The 20,959-nt window shown below is 65.2% G+C and carries 21 protein-coding genes and 1 tRNA gene; 13 read left to right on the forward strand and 9 right to left on the reverse strand.

Translation table 11 applies throughout. The features are described from left to right. Positions 1-25: 25 nt before the first annotated feature. A complete protein-coding gene (locus KBZ22_RS09565) occupies positions 26-283 on the reverse strand; it encodes a hypothetical protein (RefSeq protein ID WP_255021783.1) in 258 nt (85 codons plus the stop codon). 59 nt (positions 284-342) lie between these two features. On the opposite strand from KBZ22_RS09565, the gene KBZ22_RS09570 reads away from it, so the two are divergent. The 3 genes from KBZ22_RS09570 to KBZ22_RS09580 all read left to right on the forward strand — a co-directional run bounded on the left by KBZ22_RS09570 (position 343) and on the right by KBZ22_RS09580 (position 2,302). After that, a tRNA-Arg gene (locus KBZ22_RS09570) sits at positions 343-416 on the forward strand. A 144-nt stretch (positions 417-560) separates the two neighbouring features. After that, positions 561-1,772, forward strand: a complete 1,212-nt coding sequence (locus tag KBZ22_RS09575; protein WP_255021784.1) for a hypothetical protein — start codon at positions 561-563, stop codon at positions 1,770-1,772. Positions 1,773-2,098: 326 nt separating this feature from the next. Next, positions 2,099-2,302 carry a helix-turn-helix domain-containing protein gene (locus KBZ22_RS09580; RefSeq protein WP_255021785.1) on the forward strand — a complete coding sequence of 68 codons (204 nt, stop codon included), beginning with the start codon at positions 2,099-2,101 and terminating at the stop codon, positions 2,300-2,302. A 22-nt stretch (positions 2,303-2,324) separates the two neighbouring features. Here KBZ22_RS09580 and KBZ22_RS09585 read toward each other — a convergent pair whose 3' ends face one another. Further along, the gene (locus KBZ22_RS09585) at positions 2,325-2,669 is read right to left on the reverse strand and encodes a VRR-NUC domain-containing protein (protein WP_255021786.1); all 345 of its coding nucleotides are present in this window, start codon (positions 2,667-2,669) and stop codon (positions 2,325-2,327) included. Then, positions 2,666-4,060, reverse strand: coding sequence for a DEAD/DEAH box helicase (locus tag KBZ22_RS09590; RefSeq protein ID WP_255021787.1), 1,395 nt, complete (start codon positions 4,058-4,060; stop codon positions 2,666-2,668). The genes KBZ22_RS09585 and KBZ22_RS09590 overlap by 4 nt, the downstream gene beginning before the upstream one ends. Before the next feature lie 80 nt (positions 4,061-4,140). Between KBZ22_RS09590 and KBZ22_RS09595 the strand changes: the two genes are divergently transcribed. The 5 genes from KBZ22_RS09595 (at position 4,141) to KBZ22_RS09615 (ending at position 10,509) form a co-directional block, all read left to right on the forward strand. Continuing rightward, positions 4,141-4,326 (forward strand): hypothetical protein, encoded by a 186-nt coding sequence (locus tag KBZ22_RS09595; RefSeq protein ID WP_255021788.1) that lies wholly within the window; start codon positions 4,141-4,143, stop codon positions 4,324-4,326. Then, positions 4,326-7,136, forward strand: a complete 2,811-nt coding sequence (locus KBZ22_RS09600) for a primase-helicase zinc-binding domain-containing protein (protein ID WP_255021789.1) — start codon at positions 4,326-4,328, stop codon at positions 7,134-7,136. The genes KBZ22_RS09595 and KBZ22_RS09600 overlap by 1 nt, the downstream gene beginning before the upstream one ends. Before the next feature lie 513 nt (positions 7,137-7,649). Further along, complete coding sequence (locus KBZ22_RS09605; RefSeq protein ID WP_255021790.1) at positions 7,650-8,156, forward strand: hypothetical protein; 507 nt, start codon at positions 7,650-7,652, stop codon at positions 8,154-8,156. Next, positions 8,153-9,811 (forward strand): terminase, encoded by a 1,659-nt coding sequence (locus KBZ22_RS09610; protein ID WP_255021791.1) that lies wholly within the window; start codon positions 8,153-8,155, stop codon positions 9,809-9,811. Before KBZ22_RS09605 ends, KBZ22_RS09610 begins: the two co-directional genes overlap by 4 nt. Then, positions 9,757-10,509 carry a sigma-70 family RNA polymerase sigma factor gene (locus KBZ22_RS09615; RefSeq protein ID WP_255021792.1) on the forward strand — a complete coding sequence of 251 codons (753 nt, stop codon included), beginning with the start codon at positions 9,757-9,759 and terminating at the stop codon, positions 10,507-10,509. Before KBZ22_RS09610 ends, KBZ22_RS09615 begins: the two co-directional genes overlap by 55 nt. Positions 10,510-10,627: 118 nt before the next feature. Here KBZ22_RS09615 and KBZ22_RS09620 read toward each other — a convergent pair whose 3' ends face one another. Beyond that, the gene (locus KBZ22_RS09620) at positions 10,628-13,144 is read right to left on the reverse strand and encodes a DEAD/DEAH box helicase family protein (RefSeq protein ID WP_255021793.1); all 2,517 of its coding nucleotides are present in this window, start codon (positions 13,142-13,144) and stop codon (positions 10,628-10,630) included. A gap of 322 nt (positions 13,145-13,466) precedes the next feature. Between KBZ22_RS09620 and KBZ22_RS09625 the strand changes: the two genes are divergently transcribed. The 5 genes from KBZ22_RS09625 (at position 13,467) to KBZ22_RS09645 (ending at position 18,085) form a co-directional block, all read left to right on the forward strand. Continuing rightward, a complete protein-coding gene (locus tag KBZ22_RS09625) occupies positions 13,467-15,056 on the forward strand; it encodes a DUF4055 domain-containing protein (protein WP_255021794.1) in 1,590 nt (529 codons plus the stop codon). Between the two features lie 20 nt (positions 15,057-15,076). After that, positions 15,077-15,574 (forward strand): hypothetical protein, encoded by a 498-nt coding sequence (locus tag KBZ22_RS09630; protein ID WP_255021795.1) that lies wholly within the window; start codon positions 15,077-15,079, stop codon positions 15,572-15,574. A gap of 3 nt (positions 15,575-15,577) precedes the next feature. After that, positions 15,578-16,762, forward strand: a complete 1,185-nt coding sequence (locus tag KBZ22_RS09635; RefSeq protein WP_255021796.1) for a LysM peptidoglycan-binding domain-containing protein — start codon at positions 15,578-15,580, stop codon at positions 16,760-16,762. A 69-nt stretch (positions 16,763-16,831) separates the two neighbouring features. After that, a complete protein-coding gene (locus KBZ22_RS09640; protein WP_255021797.1) occupies positions 16,832-17,788 on the forward strand; it encodes a hypothetical protein in 957 nt (318 codons plus the stop codon). 21 nt (positions 17,789-17,809) lie between these two features. Next, on the forward strand, positions 17,810-18,085 hold the full coding sequence (locus KBZ22_RS09645) for a hypothetical protein (protein WP_255021798.1): 276 nt from the start codon (positions 17,810-17,812) through the stop codon (positions 18,083-18,085). A gap of 41 nt (positions 18,086-18,126) precedes the next feature. On the opposite strand, the gene KBZ22_RS09650 is transcribed toward KBZ22_RS09645, so the two are convergent. The 5 genes from KBZ22_RS09650 to KBZ22_RS09670 form a co-directional block, all read right to left on the reverse strand. Beyond that, the gene (locus KBZ22_RS09650; protein ID WP_255021799.1) at positions 18,127-18,345 is read right to left on the reverse strand and encodes a hypothetical protein; all 219 of its coding nucleotides are present in this window, start codon (positions 18,343-18,345) and stop codon (positions 18,127-18,129) included. A gap of 462 nt (positions 18,346-18,807) precedes the next feature. Further along, the gene (locus tag KBZ22_RS09655; protein ID WP_255021800.1) at positions 18,808-19,140 is read right to left on the reverse strand and encodes a hypothetical protein; all 333 of its coding nucleotides are present in this window, start codon (positions 19,138-19,140) and stop codon (positions 18,808-18,810) included. A 119-nt stretch (positions 19,141-19,259) separates the two neighbouring features. After that, positions 19,260-19,517 (reverse strand): hypothetical protein, encoded by a 258-nt coding sequence (locus KBZ22_RS09660; RefSeq protein ID WP_255021801.1) that lies wholly within the window; start codon positions 19,515-19,517, stop codon positions 19,260-19,262. Positions 19,518-19,542: 25 nt separating this feature from the next. Then, positions 19,543-20,142, reverse strand: a complete 600-nt coding sequence (locus KBZ22_RS09665) for a phage tail tip lysozyme (RefSeq protein WP_255021802.1) — start codon at positions 20,140-20,142, stop codon at positions 19,543-19,545. Next, positions 20,139-20,882, reverse strand: coding sequence for a L,D-transpeptidase (locus tag KBZ22_RS09670; protein ID WP_255021803.1), 744 nt, complete (start codon positions 20,880-20,882; stop codon positions 20,139-20,141). Before KBZ22_RS09670 ends, KBZ22_RS09665 begins: the two co-directional genes overlap by 4 nt. Between the last annotated feature and the right edge of the window lie 77 nt (positions 20,883-20,959).

Here is a 20,959-nt window from a genome sequence, read left to right on the forward strand (position 1 = left end):
GTGTAGGCCGAAAGAGCCAGCAGGTTTAGGGGGTTGGTGGCTTGACGTTCGGGCAGCTGGCACCGTTGAACCTCGAGGCGATGCGCGCTGAGCCCTCTTGATAGATCTTCTGGGCTTTTTGGGTATCACCCGCAGCCTGGGCGGCACTGAGCTTGCCGGCAAATATGCCGCAGGCATCATCCAAGCTCACAGCCTGGGCGCCCAAGGGAGCCGCAAGGGCCAGCAGGCCAGCAGCAGAAAACAGCAGGGCGAGCCGCATCTCAAAATTGATAACTATTGCCATTTTGGCGCCAAGGCCGCAGTTGTGTGGCCCCCACCTGCTGAGCGATCATGGCAACGGCTGCTCCCTTAGCTCAGCCGGATAGAGCAGCTGCCTTCTAAGCAGCCGGTCGATGGTTCGAATCCATCAGGGGGCGTTTCCAGAAACCACGTGGTGACAGGGGTTTAGGCCAGTCACCGCAGTGGTTTTCAGGACGGGGGCTGATCCGACTGGATCGGCGCAAACCCGCCTGAAACCGTCGAGGTCCGACTATTTTTTACCCAGTTTTTACCCAAGGCCCGTGGCTAGCCCGGCGTGGCTCAAGGACCTCTCCCGCAGCTTCAAGCGCAGCCGTGGTGGGCGGGGTGGCTGGTTTCTCCAGCTGCACCACGACCGCCTGCGGGTTCTGAGCGCCGAGTTGCCGCCCCGCCCTGATGAACCTGCTGCGTCGACTCCCAAGACCCGGGCCGTCACCCTGCAGACGAGTGCGGCTCCCGATAAGACCTCAGACGCGCTCACAGAAGCGATGGCCATCTACGAGGCGGTGCTCGCTGGCACCTGGCGCTGGCCAGACCCCGAGGACTGCCTCCCCGCAGGTGATGAGCGCCGGCTGCGCCCGGAGGAACTGAACAAGGCGATCCTGCGGCTTGAGAAAGGACTGCTTGGGGAAACGGTTGGGACCTCAACCTGGCAGCGCACCTACCTTCCTTATTACGGGAAGCTCCTCCAGCAGGCGGCCAACTGTCACTGGCTGATCGACCAGGAGCTGCTGGAAAGCACCCTGCGGCATTGGGCTCCCAACAGCCGCTCACGCCAGATGGCGTTCAACCGCTTTCGGCAGCTTTGGAAGGAAGCCGGCTGGCCCTGGCCGGAGGCCCTGGCGCCACTACGCGGCAATGGCAAGGCAGTAGCGCCCCCGGAAGGCGTGCGCGCCTTCAGTGACGAGGAGATCACCGATCTGCGCAACCGCATCCAGTCCAGTCGCCGCCTTGGGCCAGCCGACCTGGTGGCCTGGGACTGCCTGGTGGCCTTTGGGCTGCGCCCTGCAGAACTCAAAGGGCTGGTGCTGCTCAAGGGGCAAGGGCACCCCGTGGCCGTGGTCTCCCATGCCAAGCGCAACAGCAGGGGCAGCACGGGCCAACGCCGCGTGCCTGCTGTTCCCCCGGCTGGTTGGCCAGCCGATTGCCATCAGCTCGTCGAGCGCTTCCTGGCCCATGGCCTGCCGGACTGCGTGGTGCAGCACCGCTCGCCTGGCGAAGTGCTCAGCAAGCAGCTCAAGCGCCTACGGGAGCGGAAAGCCATTGCAAGCGAGCTGTCGCCGGAGCTGACCTCCTACGGGCTGCGCCATGCCTTTGCCCTGCGCCTCGGCCTCAACCTGGGGCTGCATGTGCGCGAGAGCGCCGCCTTGATGGGCCACTCACCCGCGGTGCACCTGCAGACCTATGGCCGCAGGCTGGAGATGCCGCGACTGGAAGCGCGGGTACGGGAACTGGTCAACCGACCCGCATCCTGATGCCGATCACTGATTCAAAAGATCTGGGGCACAGGTTCCCAAATGGGATACAAAAAACATCCTTGAGTTTGCAGGGCACCACTGCGGAACTTTCTGCGCATCACCTCAGAGCCTCTCTGACAGAAGCTCAGCGGGTTCCCGCATGGGACACCAGCAGAGCTAGCGCCAGCAGACAGGTTACCGAAAAGATCACCTCACAGGATTCGTTTAGGCAACCAAATCACAGGCTTAGCGATTAACCATTCATCCAACAGATAGGCCGTTCTGGCATCAATTGAGACCCGGAAGTTCGCCTACATTCCGACCCAGGCGAACCCAGTCGCTCCATGGCGTATTCACACTCCACCCGGGAAGCCTGCGAGGCCCTGCGCATCAGTGACAGAACCCTGTTGCGCCTGCGCAGAGAGGGGGTGCTGCGGGCGGGAGACCATTTCCGCGCAGCCGGCGCCGGAGTCAGCAGGCCTCCCTTGCTGTGGAACATTGAGGAAGTGGAGCGAACCCTCGCTCGCCGCAGTCGCCGGGTGCTCTGAGCCCTGAGCACCCAGGGTTCTCTCAGGACAGGCGCAGGATCTGGAGCGCGTCGTCCATGGAACGCACCACCCCGGCGCGGCCGCCGAGCTGTTGCACCAGCTGCAGGAACTTCTCCTGCTCCTCTCTCATTCGACCCTTGGTTGTTTTCACCTCGAGGGCGGTGAAGACCGCCAGCGTCTGGCCGAGGTGCTCAGGACCGATCACCACCTGGCTCAGGCCGATCAGATCGCTGCTGCCCTTGCACAGTCCGTAGGTGACCAGCCGGCCGCGTTCATCGCGGAGGGCACCGACGTTGTTGCGCCACAGCCGCACCGAGCCGCGGCCCAGCTCCAGGCGGATGCGCTGCTGCAGCTCCTGCTCACTCACGCCAGCAGCCCCCACTGGCCGCGGGTCTGACGGCTGGCGATCACATGCCGAGCCCAGCCCTTCGGGTTCTTCATGCCGCGCTGGGCGCCCAGGGCTTCCAGCTGCTCCGCCGTGCGGGCCTGGCTCTGCTCCCGCTTCCGCTGACGGCGCAGCTCCTGCTGGCTGAGCTCCGTCAGCTCGCCGGCCACCGTCACCAGCTGGCGCTTCTCCGGCCGGAACTGATGCCCGCATTCGGGGCAGAGGCTGATGGCACTGGCCATGGCGCAGAAGCACGCGGGGCAGGTCTTCACGGAGGGGGCTTTGCTCTGCTCGCGCCTGCGCACGCCGTCGAGGCTCCACTGCTGCTCATCGAGGTGGTGGCCCAGGCGCTCGATGTTGCCCACGTGATCGAGGATCACCGCCTCCTTGCCCGGCTGGGGCCGCAGGCAGCGGCCGATCATCTGCAGGTGCAGCGCCAGGCTCTGGGTGGGCCGCAGCAACAGGCAGCCCCCCACCGAGGGCGCATCAAAGCCCTCAGAAATCAGGCTGCAGCTGGTGAGCACCTGCAGCTCACCGCTGCCGAGCTGCTCCAGCAACCGCCGCCGCTGCAGGGAGTCCATCGAGCCATCGATCGAGGCCGCGGCCACGCCCCGTTCCGAGAAGGTTTCCGCCACGGCTTCCGCGTGGGCGATCGAGCAGCAGAAGGCGATGGCCGTGCGGCCGCTCAGGTGGCTGAGGTAGTGACTGACGGCATCGCCGAGGATGCGGCTGCCGCCCAGCTCGCCGGCGGCCTGCCGCAGATCGAAATCCCCCATCCGCTGGCGCAGGCCCTTTACCGAGAACCCCAGCGGTGGGGCAAACACCCGCGCCGGTGCCAGGTAGCCCTCGGCGCAGAGCCAGGCGGCACTGGGTCCGAGCACCAGGGCGGAATAGAACTCGCCGAGGCCGCGGCCATCGCCCCGCACCGGCGTGGCCGTGACGCCCAGCAGCAGTGCCCGGTCAAAGTGGCCGATCACCTTGGCCCAGGTGCCGGCATTGCTGTGGTGGGCCTCATCCACCACCAGCAGCTGGAACAGATCGGCCGGCAGCTGCGCCAGGCGCCGGGCCAGGGTCTGGACGCTGGCCACCTGCACCAGTGCGGCCAGGTTCATCGAGCGGCCGGCAGCGATCACCCCATGGCGCACCCCCATCGCCGCCAGGGAACGGCAGGCCTGATCGAGCAGTTCGGCTCGGTGCACCAGCACGGCGATGCGGTTGCCGCGGGCGGCCGCCTGCTCGGCGATGTGACTGAAGACCACCGTCTTGCCACCACCGGTGGGCAGTACAAAGACCACGGCGCGATGGCCAGCCATGAACGCTTGCCGCACCCGCTCGACGGCCTCCTGCTGGTAGGGGCGCAGGGTGAAAGACACGCCGGCACGGCAGCACCTTGCCAAAGTTTAGGGCTCCCGAAATAGCAGCTAGTCTTTCGGGCAAGCATTGTGCTGTCACCATGAAGCGCGTCCAGCTGCAGCTGCCGGAGGCCGTCGTCTCCTGGATTGATGACCACGCCGCGGGAATCGAGAGCCGTGCCTCCTTTGTGCGGCGCACCCTGGTGCAGCTGATGCGCCGAGAAGGCTGGCCGCTCCAATCGCCCCCATCGGCCCCAGCCGCGGCGAAGGACGAGCCCCGGCGCTGATGGCCACCGATGTGATGGCGGCCGCGGCGGGCCAGTGGCCGCGGCTGCTGATCGAGCTCGCCTCTCTGGCGCCGGAGCAGCTGGAGAACCGCCATCAGCCCTGCCCCGCCTGCGGCGGCACGGACCGCTACCGCTGGGACCGCGATGACGGCCCGGGCGGCTGGTTCTGCAACCAGTGCGGTGGCCGCGATCAGCGCGGTGGTGGCGGCAGCGGCATGGATCTGCTGCTGCGCCTCACCGGCTGGGACTTCGCCACCGCCGCCCGCCGCATCGAGGCCCACCTGGGCCTGCCGGCGGAGCCAGGCCAGCACCGGCCAGCCCCTTCCAGCCCCAGCCGGGTGGGCAATCCACGGCGGGGCCAACTGGAGAGCCCCAGTCATAGCCGCTCTGGCAGCAAGGCAGGCCGACCTGCCCGCATCCCAGGCACCCCACCGCCGGATGCCCCGCCGCCGGAGCTGGGTCGCGCCAGCGGCCAGTGGGGCTACACCGATGCGGCCGGAGCACAGCTGTTCTGGGTGCAGCGGCTGGATCTGCTGCAAGGCGGACGGCAGCGCAAGGTGTTCGTGCAGCGCACCTGGCTGGATGGGGGCTGGCACTTCCCCTCCCGCCGCGATCCATTTCGCTCTGACTGGCCGGCGCCCAGGCCGCTGTACCGGCTAGCGGAGCTGGAGCGCCACTTCTGGGCTCCGGTGCTGATCACCGAGGGGGAGAAGGCGGCCGATGCCGCCGTGGCGCTGTTTCCCGATCACGTGGTGGTGAGCTGGTGCGGTGGCAGCCAGGCCATCGCCAGCGTGGATTGGAGTCCCCTGGCTGGCCGTGCCGTCAGCCTCTGGCCCGATGCCGATGCCAGTGGCCGCGAGGCGATGGCGCGGCTCTCGGCCCTGCTGCTGGAGCTCGGCTGCCATGTGGCCGTGGTGCTGCCGCCCAGCTGCACGGAGGAGGACTGGGACCTGGTGGATGCGCCGGGTGCGTCGGGCTGGGATCTGGCCGATGCCACCTGGAGTGCTGCAGAAGCTCAGTCCTACCTGGAGGGCCACAGCCGCACGGTGCAACTGCCGGAGCAGGCGGCCGCCGCTGACTCGGACGGCGCCGACGCTCCAGCAGCGAACGGGCCAGAGGTAGATCGACCCCCTCCTGGCCTGCATGGTGCTGCTGACAGGCCTGGCGGCGCCGAGCCCTTCGTGTGCCTGGGCTACGACAGCGACGGCTACTTCTACCAACCGCGCTCCACCGGCCAGGTGGTGCGGCTGGGCTCTTCTGCCCATGGCGGCGTGAACCTCTGCCGCCTGGCGCCGCTGGCCTACTGGGAGACCCTCTACCCCAACAAGCGGGGGGTGAACTGGACGGCCGCGGCCTCCGACCTGTTCTGCCGCCAGGCCGCCATCGGCATGTTCGATCCCGACCTGCTGCGCGGCCGCGGCATCTGGTGGGACGAGGGCCGCTGCGTGCTGCACCTGGGCGACCGCCTGGTGGTGGACGGTGAGCCAAGGCCGCTCAGCGCCACCCTCAACAGCCGCTTCCACTACCAGCGCGGTGCCGCCCTGGTGGGCACCGCTGATGCCCAGCCGCTCAGCGACGAGGAGGCCCTGCTGGTGCTCACCCTGGCGGACCGCTTCCACTGGGAGGTGCCGGCCTCGGCGATGCTGCTGGCGGGCTGGGTGACGCTGGCCCCGATCTGCGGAGCCCTGCGCTGGCGGCCCCACCTGTGGCTGAGTGGCCCGGCCGGATCGGGCAAGTCGCACCTGTTTGAGCGCTTCTGCGGCGTGCTGCTGGCCGACATGGCCAGGGTTTTCGTCGGCAGCGTCACAGAAGCCGGCATCCGCCAGACCCTGCGCTCCGACGCCCTGCCGGTGCTGATCGATGAGGCGGAGAGCAACGAGCGGGAGGACCAGCAGCGCATCCAGGCGATCCTGGCGCTGGCGCGGGTGGCGAGCTCCGAATCGCGCGCGGCGATCGTCAAGGGCTCTCCTGCCGGCGAGGTGGCGCGCTACTCGGTGCGCTCGATGTTCCTGCTCTCCTCCATCGCCACCGGGCTCAAGCAGGGTGCGGACCGGCGCCGCTTTGCGCCGCTCAACCTGCGCAACCCCAGTGAGCTGCCCCAGCAGCAGCGGGAGGCGCATTGGCAGGCGCTGGACCGGGACCTCGAGCAGCTGATCACAGCCAACTTTGCGAACCGGTTGATCGCCCGCACCGTGGCGCTGATCCCGGTGATCCGCCGCACGATCACCGTCTGCTCCCAGGTGGCAGCCGCCCACTTCGATTCCCAGGCCCTGGGTGACCAGTACGGAACCCTGCTGGCCGGTGCCTGGTCGCTGCAGGCCTCGCGGGTGCCCAGCGCAGCGGAGGTGCAGAGCCTGATCGATGGCGCGGACTGGAGCAGCTACCGCGAGAGCACGGAGGTCCCGGATGAGCGCCGCTGCCTCAACCGGATCCTGCAGCACCAGCTGCGGGTGGAGAGCGAGGATCGCTCGGTGGTGACCCGCACCGTGCTGGAACTGGTGGAGTTGGTGTCCAGCGCCATGCCCTCACCGATGGAGCCGGTGCGGCCGGCCGATGCCGCCGACCTGCTCGCCCGCCATGGCCTGCGGGTGCGGGAGGGGGAGCTGCTGATCAGCAACAGCGCCGAGGCCATCGGCCGCATGCTGGCGGATACCGCCTGGGTGACCAATTGGGGTGCCATCCTCAGCCGCTTGCCTGGCGCCAGCCGCTCGCTGCTGGTGCACTTCCGCGGCCTGGGCAGCTCAAGGGCCGTGGCCCTGCCCCTGGCCATGCTCACCGGCCCCGGAGCGTTAGAAGGGGCCGTTTTCTAACGGGGCTGTTAGAGCGAAACCCCTTGCGGTGACTGGTTTCTAACGTTCTAACGCTCCTACAGGGGGTAGGGGCTCTCTCTCAATACCCCCCAGTGCACACCCCTGATCCAGGAGAGACCCCCTGTCTCCCCCTCTTTTCTTGTGTATCTATCTCTTTCTGTTAGAAGGTTAGAAAGAAGAGGAGAGCACCCCAGACCTGCTGCAGCGCAGCGGATCTGAGGTCTAACAGCAACTGTTAGAACGCTGTTAGAACCGCTCCGGCCTGTTAGACGGGCCAAGCCGGGCCAGCCGCAGCAGCTGACGGTCCTGGAGTGGGCAGGAAAGGCGGGATCACGCAGCGCGGCAGGCACGACGCATCGCCCGCGGGACCAACCCTTGCCAAGCTGTCTATGCTTTCGGGAATGCGAATGCTCTGCCTCTCATTCGCGTAAGTGCTGATCTTTCCTCTGCAGGTGTCGCTCGCGCGTGGTTGCCGGATGCCCTCCCACTGCTGATCCGGCCGCCCAGCCGCCTATGCAGGCTCCCCCGCCGGACCCCATCGACGCCCTGCGCTCGGCTGCCGCGGCCGAGGACGCCGATGGGCGGCCCCTGGGCGAGACGGTGGGTGTGGACCCCAGCCGGCCCGTGGGCAAGGGCAATCCACCGCGGCAGAAGCGACGGGCCATCCCGGCCCCCAGGCCCAGCCGGCTGGAGATCGAGCGACGCATCGCCGAGGCCCAGCTGTGGATCGCCCAGCGACTGCCGCTGGTGCAGATCCTCGAAAATGCTGGTGAGAAATGGGGGGTCCGCAACAGCCAGACGGTGAACCGCTACCTCAACCTCGCCCGCGAGCGGATGGTGGAGGAGCTGATCTCCGACCGCCGCCGCCACCAGGCCGAGCAGATCTTTGCGCTGAATGAATGCGCCCGCCGGGCCATGGATGCGGAGCAGTTTTCGGCTGCGGTGGGCGCCTTCCGGGTGATCGCTGAGATCGGCGGTTTGCTGCGCGCGCCGATCAAGCCGCCGGAGCCACGGTCATGACGGCGAGCACCACCGCCACTGCGATGCCAGCTCCGGTGCTCACGTCACCGGCCCCTGCTGAAGGCGGCCTGCTGCTGTGCGAGCTCGACCCCTGGGGTGACGCCGGCCTGCTGCACCTCCCGACGAGTACCGCAGCCGAGCCATCCGAACCCCAGAGCCTGCGCAGCTTCATCACTGAGGCCTACCCCCGCTACGGATACCACCGCTGGGCCGACGTGCTGATCGATCTGCTGCAGCAAGTGGCCGATGGCCAGCTGAGCCGGCTGATCGTCACCTGTCCTCCCCGCCTGGGGAAGAGCCTCCTGGTCTCCAAGCTGTTCCCGGCCTACTTCCTGCAGCGCTACCCGCAGCTCTTCGCGGCGATTGCGTCGTACTCGGCGGAGCTGGCCTATGCCCATTCTCGCGAGGCGCGCCACTTCTACCGGGTGACCGGACACCTGCTGGCCCGGGACTCGGCAGCTGTGGGCAACTGGCTCACCCGTCAGCGCGGTGGCTGCATCGCTGCTGGTGTGGATGGCCCCTTCACCGGCAAGGGCTACAGCCTGGGGATCATCGATGACCCCTACAAGGGTCCGGGGGATGCCGCATCCCCGGCGCTGCGGCAGAAGCTGATCGACTGGCTGCGCTCGGTCTGGCTCACCCGCGCCGAACCCGCTTCGGTGCTGGGTCCGGATGGGAGGGAGCAACCGAACCTCTCGGCCCAGGTGGTCGTGCTGACCCGCTGGGACCACCAGGATGTGATCGCATGGCTGCTGGAGCAGGAGCTGGGGGAGGCTCCGCAGCACTGGACCGTGCTGGATCTGCCGGCGATCGCTGAGGAGCCAGCCGAGCGGCCCCAGCTGCCGCCCACCTGCACCCTGATCCCCGACTGGCGCCAGCCGGGTGAGGCCCTGTGCCCAGAGCGGTTCCCCCTGCCGGAACTGCTCAAGATCCGTGCCCGCCTCGGTGCTTACTGGTGGGCGGCGCTCTATCAGCAGCGGCCCAGCCCGGCATCGGGCTCAATCTTCCTGAGGCAGTGGATTCGGCCGCCCTTCTCCCGTGAGGAAACGGGAGCGGCCACTGGCCGCCAGCGGCAGTACACGCTGCTGGCGCTTTCCTGTGACCTGAGCTTCAAGGGGGAGGCCGAGAGCGACTACTGCGGCTTCTGCCTGGCAGGCCTGCTGGCTCCACCGGCTCGCTCTGCCATCCCCCGATCGGGTGAACCTGACGGGCCGCCGCCACCGATTGCTCTGGAGATCGAAGTGCTCTGGGCCGCCCGGCACCGCTTTGGTCTGCCCGAGGTGATTCGCTTCCTGCTGGGCTGCCTGCAGGCCCTGGAGCAGCAGGGCCTCAGGCCCAACGCCGTGCTGATTGAGGACGCTGCCAATGGCCCGGCGGTGCTGCAGACGTTGCGGCGCCGCGTGCCGGGGATGCTGCCGATCACCGCCCGTGGCAGCAAGGAGACCCGGGCCCATGCTGTGGCTCCATTGGTGGAGGCGGGCCAGATCCGGTTCCACCACCGTGCTCAGCCGCTGGTGGAGGAAGCGATCCGCTTCCCCAAGGGCAGCAAGGACCTGGTAGATGCCTTCTGCCACGGAGCCCTGTGGCTGGAGGGCCGCTATTGGAAAGCCCATGGCATCCAGCCGTTGGTGACGCCGCTGTTGGTGAGCCGGTGAGCGAGCCGATGGTGACCGCGGTGCAGGACCATCCAGCTCCATCGGTGCTCGAGAGCCCAGCCGCAGAAGTGCTGGCACCAGTGGTGGTGCAGCTGGTGCTGCCGCTCACTGTGGTGATGGTGGGGACCGCCACTGGGGTGGAGCGGATGCTGCGGCAACGGCGTTACCGCCGGCCAGGGTGTTGCGCTCGGGCCCAGCAGTTGGAGATCAACTGGCAGGCACCTGCTCGTCATCCGCCTAGAGCGCAGATTCGCCAGCCCCCGAATTGCAGGCCCAGGCGTCAGCGACCCGTATGCCCCCACGCGGCTGCCGATGCTATGGCGCTGGAGCACATTGACCTGGCGGAGAAGATTGCCGGTAACTTCGCCAGGCGTACCGTTCATCCCAAAGAGGATCTGCTGCAGCTCGCAATGATCGGCCTGATCAAAGCGGCGCGGCGGTATGACCCATCACGTGGCCCTTTTCGGCCCTATGGGCGCACCTATGCCAATGGGGAGATCACTCACTTCCTGAGGGACAATGGCTTCATGCTCAAGGTTCCACCGACTTGGCGTGAGATCCATGTACGGGGGCAGCGGTTGCTCACTGCGGGGCTAGGCGTCGCGGAGATGCTGGCGCGGCTGGAGATCAGTCGTGAGCAGTGGAATCAGGTTGTTGAAGCTTGCTCAGTGAGGGTGGTTGCTTTTCCTATTGAGTGAACGCCCTAGATCAGAGGTGAGCAGAGATCTCGGAATTAGTAGGTAGTCAATTCTCCCGTCTTCTGCATCTGGATTCAGGGTTGCCTGACAAAGGAATCCAGGCAGTGAATCAAAAAAACTAGCTGTCTGGTGTGCTTTGTTGAAAGGGGACCAAAAATCTTTCCGCGATATGGACTGCCTTTAATGATGAACTCTCAAGCAGCCTTGCGCATTCACCAAGAAGATCATCTCCACTGACGTGAGTGCCGACTAGCGAAGAGAGCAGTGCGCGCGCCTCAGATATCATCAATGCAAGGCTCTCATAGGTTAGCGCGTGCGAGGCACCTGCCACTGCCGCACGAGTTGCAACTGAGTGAGGATGAATGCTAACCCTTACACATGAATAGCCTGGATACTCTTTGGCAAACCATTCGGCAGCAACTAGAAGCTGGCCATGTTGTTCTTTTGTGAATGCATTCTTTTCTTTCTTTCGACTCTTCGCCTCAATTACAAGCCCTGTATTGCTTGGTAGTAACCATAGAACATCTGGTCCAACCCCATTGTCGTCAAAGCGTTCAGATGGTATCCCGATGTATTTGGCTAGATCAGCAAGAGCTTGCTCGAACTGGTTGGAGGTGGCCTCAGGGGTTAAATATGACACTGTCTCTTCAAATGATTTTAAATGGCCAAGACGCATTTGGTAACCTTCAATCAGCTTACATATTGCCTGGTCCTGGCTAGAAGGTAGATTTAAGGGGCGATAAGGAGGCCTGGACAGAGGGCGCGTGAGATTAGGATTGGCTGCGTAGGCCTGCAGTTGATGTTTCTGTCCTAGTGCGCCATTGCCCCAATTAAAGGCTATCTTAGCAGATAGCTGTAACAGCCAGCCACGCGATTGACTATCTATTTCATAAGGACCTCCCAGGAATCGATCTAGTTTTGTCAAGGCTGTTTCATGCAATCCGCGTCTCAAGCATTCAAAAGCCTTGCGTTCTACAGCTGCTTGCCTCAGCCTAATCTCGTCAGGCTCCTCAGTCGTGACGGTGTCTGCAAGTTGCTCAGCATGATACTGAATCCAATCCCTATCTCTGTCTAGGCACTTGCCAGCTGTTTCAGTAAATTCATACTCATCTTGAACGTCATTGCTGATTGACAGTCCCATGTCAATCTGTGCTCGTGTTGCACTGGTCAAAAAGTCAAAATTAGATTTTCTTGCAATCCATGCTAGAAGATCTTTGCCAGTAAGTATAACTATACAGTGATCGCCTGAGCCTCTTGCGCCTCTACCAATACCCTGCTCAACCTTTTGAGCAAGCATTCGCGAGAATGTACTTCCCCCTTGAAAAGCGATCCGCCTGTAGGTCTCATACGCTGTTGAACCACCTGGTAGGCCATCCATGATTAGGAGCCTGCATGAATCTCCAGGAAGGTCAATCCCATCATACCGATTTGAAAATACAATAGGACCTGAGGAAGCACCCCGCTGTAGTTGGTCAATGTACTGCTCAGCTAGTTCCGAGCCTTCGGCAAACACGGCGCAGTCCGTCCATGTCTTTGCGCGATGATCAGATGATGTAAGAATAACGACGCCTACATTTTTTTTGGCAACATCTGCTGCCATACGCTTTGCTGCTCCAGGCAGATCAATTTTTGAGTTTTTAAGGTCAGGTATGAGTATCATCCTCTCGCTAATTCCAGCGAGTGATCGCGAAGCCAGTGGAGAGCTTACCGACGCCGGATCCGCATCAAATGTGCGAATAATTTCGCTATCATCTGAAATTGTCGCAGACATATAGATCCTTCTTGGTGCTTCCGAAAAAGTCGGAAACATGTTCACAAGCGGAAGGATTGGAGTGATGGTAAACGATCTACGGTTTATGAGTGCATGGCAAAGGTGTAGGTTGTCCCTCAAGAGAGGCCAGAGAAAATCGAAGTCGTTGGCATTACTTCTCAATAGCTGCCTTACAGCATCCTGTTTTTCTTGCCAATCCCATGATGGGACTTCTAGTAAGTCATTCTCTTTCCCGGATACCACATCATCAAATGTCCCTAGACGATCAATATTGGCGAAAGCGCCCCGAAAAACGCCGCACAAGCTCTGATAAAGGCTTTTGCTGCTTTCTGAGCTGATTTCTAGTGTGAATGACTCTCGAACTGTCGAAAACGCAACATGAGCATCATCTAAAATTATTGCCGCTGCTTTCTTAGCATCAGGCTGCCCATATAGGCCAAACTTGCTCTTTCCATTGAACAATGCTTTGTAACTAGCTATTAGTATTGTCTGTCCAGTGTCAAAAGTCTGATCTAATGAAATTGAGCGAGAATAGGCTGTAGCGTCAATTCCATACTCTCGGGCTTTGTTGATTGTCTGCTTGACAAGCTGCTTTGTTGGAACCAGATACAAAACAGGTTCGCCTGTCTCGTTTAATATTGACTGTCCGACAAGCAAGCCAACTAAAGTCTTGCCGCCGCCAGTATGCAGCTTAATGGCAATGTCTCGATCAGCTCTTCTTTTGTGCCACTCATTCAGCACCTCTGCCTGGCTAGTATAAAGATCGTTAATCTCAGGCGGCTTTGGCTGTCTGCGAAAGATTTCAAGCGGATCAATTGCCTTCGTCCTTGCAGCTTCGGCACGTAGTTTTTTGAAATCAACCATTGCTGAGATGTTTATTGTAAAATGTTATCTGCCCAGCGCTATGTGGGCATGTCCTCCCTTGGTGATAGTGAGGTCCTTCCAGTTCCTCATGAAAACCTGAAGTCATTCCGGGTTGCAGCCGAAACCCGCTGTGTGGCAATCAACTCTAGACAGGGAGCTGATCACGCTCGGTTCTTCTGCGGACCCACATAAGAACCCAGGCACCCGCAGCCTGTTCGACCTGCTTGCCCTTCAGCCCTGACCAAAACAATGCAGATCGTGCATGGATTGGCCAGTGACCCATTGATGCTCCTGGCAAGGGCGACAACGCAGCCAGCAGCCAATGCCCACCATCCGCCGCCGCAGGACAACGCCCCCTAGTAGTCCCTCCTCCCCGCCAGCCCGCCAGTCCCGCCTGCTTGACCAGCCCCCCTGGCTGGAACACCCCACCCTCTCCGGCCTGCGGGAACGCCTGCAGCTGGTCTACGACTGCTGGACCCTGCTGGAGCTGCCTGAAGGCACCAGCCGCCGGCCGGTGTATCTCCCCCGCGGCATTGAGGAGCCTGAGACCTGCTACTTCAAGCGGCTGGAAGCGGCCAGGCCCTCCGGCTTCTACCGCGATGCCCTGCGCACCTACGCCGGGATGCTGTCGCGGCTGGCCTGGCAGGAGCTCCCTGACTCGCTGACCCGGGTTGCCACCGATGTGGATGGTCAGGGCACCGACCTGGGGGTGTTCCTGTTCCTGGCCGACCTGCTCACCCTGCGGGATGGCGGCTGCCTGATCCTGCAGCTGCCCCCCCAGCACCGCTGGCCCTCAGAAGGTGACCGGCTGGAGGCCCTCGCCAAGGGCGATCGGCTCTCCCTGCCCCGCCTGCAACTGGTGCCCCGGGGCGACCTGCTCAACTGGCGCCTGCCTACCGATGCCGCCACAGGCGCTCCGGCATCGGGGCCTGTGGAGATCGTCTGGCGGGAGCCACGCCGCCAGGCCCTGCCGCCCCGGTTTGCCAGCGGCAACACCGCGGTGCCCACGGTGGTGCTCGATGCTCACGGCGGCCTGGTGCCCGATCCACAGGCCTGGTTCTACCGCAGCCTCTCGGTGATGGACGACGGCCTTGTGCTGCGCAGCTGGCAGGCCAACCCCAACCCCGGTGCTGTCGATGGCTACGACGTGGTGCCGGTGGGTGAGCCGGAACGGATGCCCCAGCGCTTTGACCTGCCGGCCCTCTGGTATTCGGTGGATGGCACCGCCTTCGGTGAGGGCGATCTGCCCCACCTGGGCCTGGCCCACCAGTACCTCAACCACTACCGCTGCCGCAGCGAGTACGAGGACCTCTTGTCGCGCACCGCCCTGCCAGTAGGCGTGCGCACGGGCCTTGTGGATGCCTACGGCTTCCGCCGCAGTGATGGTGCTCTGGGCGCTGGTGCTGCCAATGGTGGAACAGATGCCCAACGTCCCCAGCGCCTGGTGCTCTCCACCTCCTCCTTCATGGATCTGCCGGAAGGTGCCAAGTTTCAGTGGGTCGAAATAGAAGCCCGCTCGTTGGCGGAGCACCGGGCCTACCTGCAGCAGCTGGAGGAGGCCATGCGCCGCGACGCTCTGATTCCCGCTGGCGGCCACGGACCAGCCCGCACCGAGTTGGAGATTTCCCTGACTGCCGGCCAGAGCTTTGCGGTGCTGCAGTCGCTGGCAGGCCAGAAGAGCTCGATGCTCAGCACCTTGCTGCGCCAGTGGACGCGCCTCACCGGCGAGAAGCTGGCGGACACACCGGCCTGCAGCGTGGAGATCTGCCCGCTGGTGCCGCCGCAACCGCCGCGCAAACCCCAGCCTTCGGTGCAGGAGTGGCTGGTACTGCATGAGCGAGGGGTGATCGACGGCGTGGAGCTGCGCCAGCAGCTGGGTCTGGGCGAGCCCCATGGGGGCAGCGGCAGCTGAGCTGGCTGGCAACTGAGGGCATGACCCAGTCCTCCCCACCCACCTGCAGCTGGCGCCCCGGCGACGCAGAAGCCCTGCGCATTGCCCTCTCGATTCCTGTCAGCGCACCCTCTCTCTCGGCTCTGAACCGGGAGATGGCCCTGCTCCAGACCCACTACCCCACGGGGGTTTGCACCGCCCAGGGCCACCTCGATGCCATCGCCGTTCTGGATCAGCAACTGGCGGTGCTGACCCCAGCCGAGGTGAACAGCCCAGTGCGCAGCCGGCGCAAGGGTGTGGCCGGTGGCGTGCTGCCCAACCCGCTGCCCCTGAGCAAGTTGGCGGTGGTGGAGTACGCCACCGAGCTGTTGCTGGAGGAAACCGAGAGCGAGTGGAACCCTGCGGGCCCCTCGCCGGCGGTGGTGCTGAACCGGCACAGGAGCCAGCACATCGGCCAGCTGGCGCTGCTTTTGCCGCGGCTGCAGAACTGGCGCCAGTGCAACACCAATCCCTTCCAGGGATCGCTGGTGCGGGGTTGAGCGATGGAGCAGCCCCTTTCGCCGCTTAACCAGGGCCTCAATCCCCTGCGGGGCGCTCCGCAGTGGGGGCAGCTGGTGGGGGTGCCAGCGGCCTCACCAGCGATCGATAACCGTGTGGGCCAGCCCGTTGCTGCTCCCCCTGGGGCTCTGCCCCTATGGCTGGCGCTGCAGCCCTTCGCAAACGCCCGCCTCTGCCTGTTCGAGGTGGACCGGCCTGAGAGCCGCAGCCCCATCCCAATTCGCCGCCACGTGATCGACTGCTTCCTCGAGCAGAGCGGCATCGTCAGCGGCTACAACGACACCGCCCTCACCGACCCGGGCGACGCGCTGCTGCGCGGCTACCTCTGCCGGGCGGCGATCCTGCCGGTGAGCACCAGCAACACCTTCGACTGGCTGGCGGCCGAACAGGCCTGGGCCACCCCTGGATTCCGCGAGGAGGCGCCATTGCCGTGGGATCCGTCGCTGCTGGGCACGGTGCAGGCCCCTTGCCAGGGGGTGATGTGGCTCGGGGACCTGGCCCAGCTCTCGCCCGAGGGCGGCCTGCCCAATGGCGGCCGGGCCCAGTTCGCCGGCTGCCAGGTGATGCACTTCGGGGCGGATTACGGCCCCGGCGGTATCGGACTGCTGGTGCAGCCGCTGCTGGGGGAAGCGATCCAGCTGGTGCTCAGACCCCACAGCGTGCTGGTGCTGCGCGAGGGCGACACGCTGAACCTGATCGCTGATCGCTACGGCACCACCGTGGCCACCTTGAGGCGGATCAACCCCCAGCTGGAGAGCACCCAGACGATCACCGCAGTCGAGGGGGATTCGCTGGCGGTGCTGGCGGGTCGGCACGGCACCACGGAAACCAAGCTACGCAGCCTCAACCCAGTGCTGCAGCAGAGCGAGACCTACATCAGCGTCGAAGGCGACACGCTCAGCAGCGTGGCGGCCGACCAGAACCTCAGCCTCTCCCTGCTCCGCCAGTTCAACCCGGAGCTGAGCAGCTGGCCCAGCGAGGAACCCCTGCCGGCAGGCACCACCCTGCTGCTGCCCATCTACCGCTCCACCACGCCCATCCAGGCGGGGATGCAGTTGCTGGTGCCTGGCTACATGCCCTCGACGCCGCTGCCGGCGGGGGAGTGGATCTACCTGCCAGCCCGGCGCTCTGCTCCCGTGCTGGATGAGCTGCCTGAGCAGGGCTTTTGAGCAGCTGGCAACAGGGAGAGCGAGCGCAGCCCGGACGGGGCGCCCGCAGCACCACAGCCGTGATGGGTGATGCCCTCCTCCTTCTTCTCCTCTGATTCCAGCGTCGCCAACAGCGGCGCTGCTCCAGGTCCCATGGTCGCTGCTGGCCGATGGCAGACCTACCGCCAACAGCAGCAACAACCCAACCAGGTCCCTGCTGGCTCTGCTCCACCTGCCGCTGACTCCGACCTGCTCGACAGCGACGGCGCCGTTGACGTGGCTCTGGATGCTGCCGACGGCGACGACACCCTCGACCTCTCCCTGCCCCAGGACCCAGGTGCCAGCGGCAGCGGCGACAACGACGAACCTCCGGCGGCGGCTGCCAGAAGTGCTGATCCCCTGCGGGCCGAACGCCGCCGCAGCAACCAGCTCGAAAAAGAACTGCGCAAGGCCCGAGCCCAGCTGTCGCGCTTCTCGGAGATCAACCCGGACGAGTACGCCCGCCTGCAGGACGCCGAGCGCAAGCGCGAGGAGTTCGAACGCCAGGTGGGCGAGCGCGAACGCCAGCTCAACGAGGCCAACCTGCGCCGGGTGCGCAGCGTCGAAAAGGAACGGGACGAGGCCCGCTCCCAGGTGCAGAACCTGCGCAAGGAGCGCTTGATGGAGCGCCTGTTCTCCGAGGCCGAGGGCCGGGTGGGCGGTGATGAACGGGGGACGTTCTTTGACACCTTCGTGACGCTCTGCGGCGGTCACTTCCAGCTGGCGGAGGTGGATGGCCGCGAGCGACTGCTGCCGGTGGACGGCAAGGGCCAGCCCCTCACAGCCGACGGTGTCGCCCTCAGCGATGGCGACTACATGGAGGAGCTGCGCCGCCACCCGGTGTACAGCTTCCTCTTCCAGCAGCGCAGCGGCCTCTATTCCGCTGCTGTGCCGGAAACGGGCCATGAGCACGGCGGCGCGGTGAACCTGCAGACCCTGAGCACCGCCGAGCTCTACCTGGAGGCCGTGAAGGGCACCACCCCCAGGGCTGCTGCACCGCGGCGCTGATCCCCCCGCCGGGAGAACGAGATGGTCTGGTATCTGGTGTTCTGGCGCAACCGCTCCACTTCCACCGTGGTGGCGGCTGCCACCGCCAGCCAGGCCCGCTCCCGTGCCCGCGCCAAACAAAAGCGTGGTTACGGAGCGATCGTTGCGGCACGCCGCGCCAATGCCCAAGACGCTGGCTTGATCAGGAAAGGGACCTGGGTGCGGCGCCGCCGCGATGGCACAAGCCCCCAGTTCGGCAGTGCTCGCTCCAAAGCCAGGGCCCGCCGGCAGCGAAGCGCCTACCGCCATTGGCTGTAAGGCCCGGCCACCAACCGGCAGCCGGGCCTGAGCCCCCTGGCTCAGCAGACCGAGACGGTGCAGCCGGGAGTGCCCTGCAGCTTGCGGGCAAAGGCGAACGCCTTCTCGGCAGGGATCAGCCGCATCTTCTTGACGGGCTTGCCGCGGCGGCCCATGAACTCGACCTCACAGGGGGCAGTGCCGAGCTTCTGGACTCCTGGCTGATAGCGGTGAACCACAAGCAGGCGGACTTCGCAGACGGGGCCTTGGGGAGTGGCCATGGCTGGGATGGAGCGGAGAACACCGACCAGACGCCCCTGCGGCTCGCGCTGGCCAGGGGCGAGCCCAGCGAGCCTCGCGACAGCCCTGGCCAGCGCGAGCCGCAGGGGCATGCTGCGGAGGGGTTTCGCTCCGACCGGCCAGCCAGCCTCCAGTGGCAACGGTGCAAGTGCCGTGCTGATTTCTCACCGCGACAGGGGACCAGAGGTGCTGGCTCTCCTGGGATCGAGGTCCGTCCCAGCTGCTCCCGTCACGACTGATGCGGCCTACCGCGCAGCGGTACCTGGCTGTCCGCTCTGCAGCACCCCGGCCGCCGTTTGTCTGTGGCATGGGCACAGGTCCCGGCCTGGCTGGTGGCGGTCCCTTCTTGCGGCTGTACATCCCTTGGCCGGAGCCGCGGAGCCCGAGCAGGCGCGAGAGGCGGAACGGATAGGGCCGAAAGGGGCCCAAAGGCCCCCGCAGGATCAGACAGCCGGCATGGCCCCGCTGCTCTGCAGCACGCCGCGGCGTAGCAGCGCCTCAGCCGCCACCACCTGGCGATAGCTCAGCTGGGCTTCTGCTTCCAGGGCGCTATCGATCTCATCGACCCGCGCCAGGCACAGCTGAATCGCTGGCAGCACCTCTTCCTCCAGCCGGGAGATCTCCTCTTCTCCATAGGGCCGATCAATCCAGGTGCGCCGCAGCGGCCGGCCGGCATGGCCCCGCAGGATTGATTCGATGGCTTTGCCGCAGGACTCCAGCAGCAGGAACGGATCCTCCTCGGGCCTGCAGAACGTCGAGGCAGCGGCAGAAAGCATGGCCATGAACTCGGCGCCGAGAGCGGCGCAGCGACGGGACCGATCCCAGCGGAGGTCCGACGCCAGGAGGGCCTCAGACTGGAGAGGTCCGGAGCAAGCTCCCTTCCCGCCACTAGTCGTTACCGGTCCATCCGCGTGAGAGCTGCTCCACCCAGAAGCCCCAGCAACAGGTTGAGGGTGGAATCAAAGCCTCCTTGCAGCTGCTCCAGCGTGCCGGGGCAGATCTGACCGATCGGCCGGCCTTCCAGCGCCCGCTGACCGCAGACCCCAGCGGCCAGCGAATAGATCAGCAACTGGGTGCCGATCACCACCGCCAGCGTCTTGAACACAAACCGCTCGCGATCGAAGGGTGACCGTGGTGCTGGCTCTGGTGTCACGGTTTCTTTTTCTCCTGCAGGTTGATCAGCCCCCTCCGGGAGGCAGCACAAGCTCACCGCTCTGCAGCAGCTCCCAGATACGGAGGGCCTCCGCCTGGCGCAGCTCGGTGTGGGGGGTGCCGGGCCTGAAGTAGCCCTCAGCTACTGCAGCCGAACCGGTCCAGTAGGCCGCCGCCTCGGCTGGATCCATGCCGTGAGGCCGGTCCTCAAACACCCGGGTCCAGCCGATCAGCGAGCCCTCGGGCGGATCGTGCAGGCCGGCGTACTCCTCGGCGAAATACTGCTCCTGCCAGTCGTTGCTGTTGGGATCGATGCCCTCGCTGATGGCCTGGCTGCGGGCAGCGTCGTAGGCAGTGCGGCGCACGCCGGTGTACTGCATGGCCCCGCGGCCCGCGCCGCTGCCGGCCTCGATCACATCGAGGTCCTCCAGCTCCGGCTCACCGGTCTCCACCACCATGCAGCCGAGGAAACCGCAGGCCTCTTCTGCCGTGAGGGGCTGGATGACGCCCAGGCTGGCTTCGGTGACGGCGCTGCTGCAGAAGAACTCCAGCCAGTGCTGCAGGTTGGCGTGGGCCAGGGATGGCTCCCCAGAGATGCATCCCCCTGGGGCCTGGCCCGGCGTCACTTTTTTTCCTGGAACACCCCCACATAGACGGTGCCCTGGCGGTATAGGGGCAGCACGCGATCACGCAGATCGGCGTTGTGGATGCGGATGCACCCAAGCGTTGAATGGAGCGGCTGCTGCGGTGCCCAGGCCCCGGGCCAGCCACAGGCCGAGCCGCCGCCGTGGAGCATGATCCCGGCCCGCCCAACGGCCACCTCCTGGCCCTCCAGCTCCTCCATGTCGAAGGAGTACCAGCCGTAGCCCATGGCGGTGTCGGAGCAGGGCGGGTTGGGGTTCTGCTCGTAGTCGGCGTAGAGCTGGCCAAGCCTGTAGAGCCCCGGCGGGGTGTCGGTGCTGTTCTGGGTCCAGTCGGTGTCGCTCCCCTGGCCGCGGGCCAGGCAGGGGATCTTCCACAGGAAGGCCCCGGTGTGGTCGTAGGCCTCCATGTCCTGGTCGCGGTCATTCACCAGCAGGTAGGAATCCCCGGGCTGGACGGGAGCTGCCAGCTGCGGGCCGGCCATCCCGGCTTCCTCTGAGCCGCGCGGATCGAGCCCGCCACTGGGGACTGCTGGTGCCGAGGGCGCCGCGGGTTTCTGGCTGAAGGTGAGCGCCCAGGGGGCCTGCTCCTCGAGGACGACCTCGCTGCCGGGCAGTGACTGGATCGCGGCATGGAGGGTCCAGACGCCGGAGACCTGCTGGGGTTCACCGCGAAAGGCTTCAAAGCGGTCCTGGAACCGCTCGGGGGTCATGGGGCTGGCCATGGGCGTGGTGCTGCTGAGCCCTGTTGCCAGTGCTTGCTTTGGGGCGCCGGCTGCGGGCAAAACGAGGGTGCCCCAGC

This window comes from Cyanobium sp. L1E-Cus, assembly GCF_024345755.1.
GTDB classification, from domain to species: Bacteria; Cyanobacteriota; Cyanobacteriia; order PCC-6307; family Cyanobiaceae; genus Cyanobium_A; species Cyanobium_A usitatum.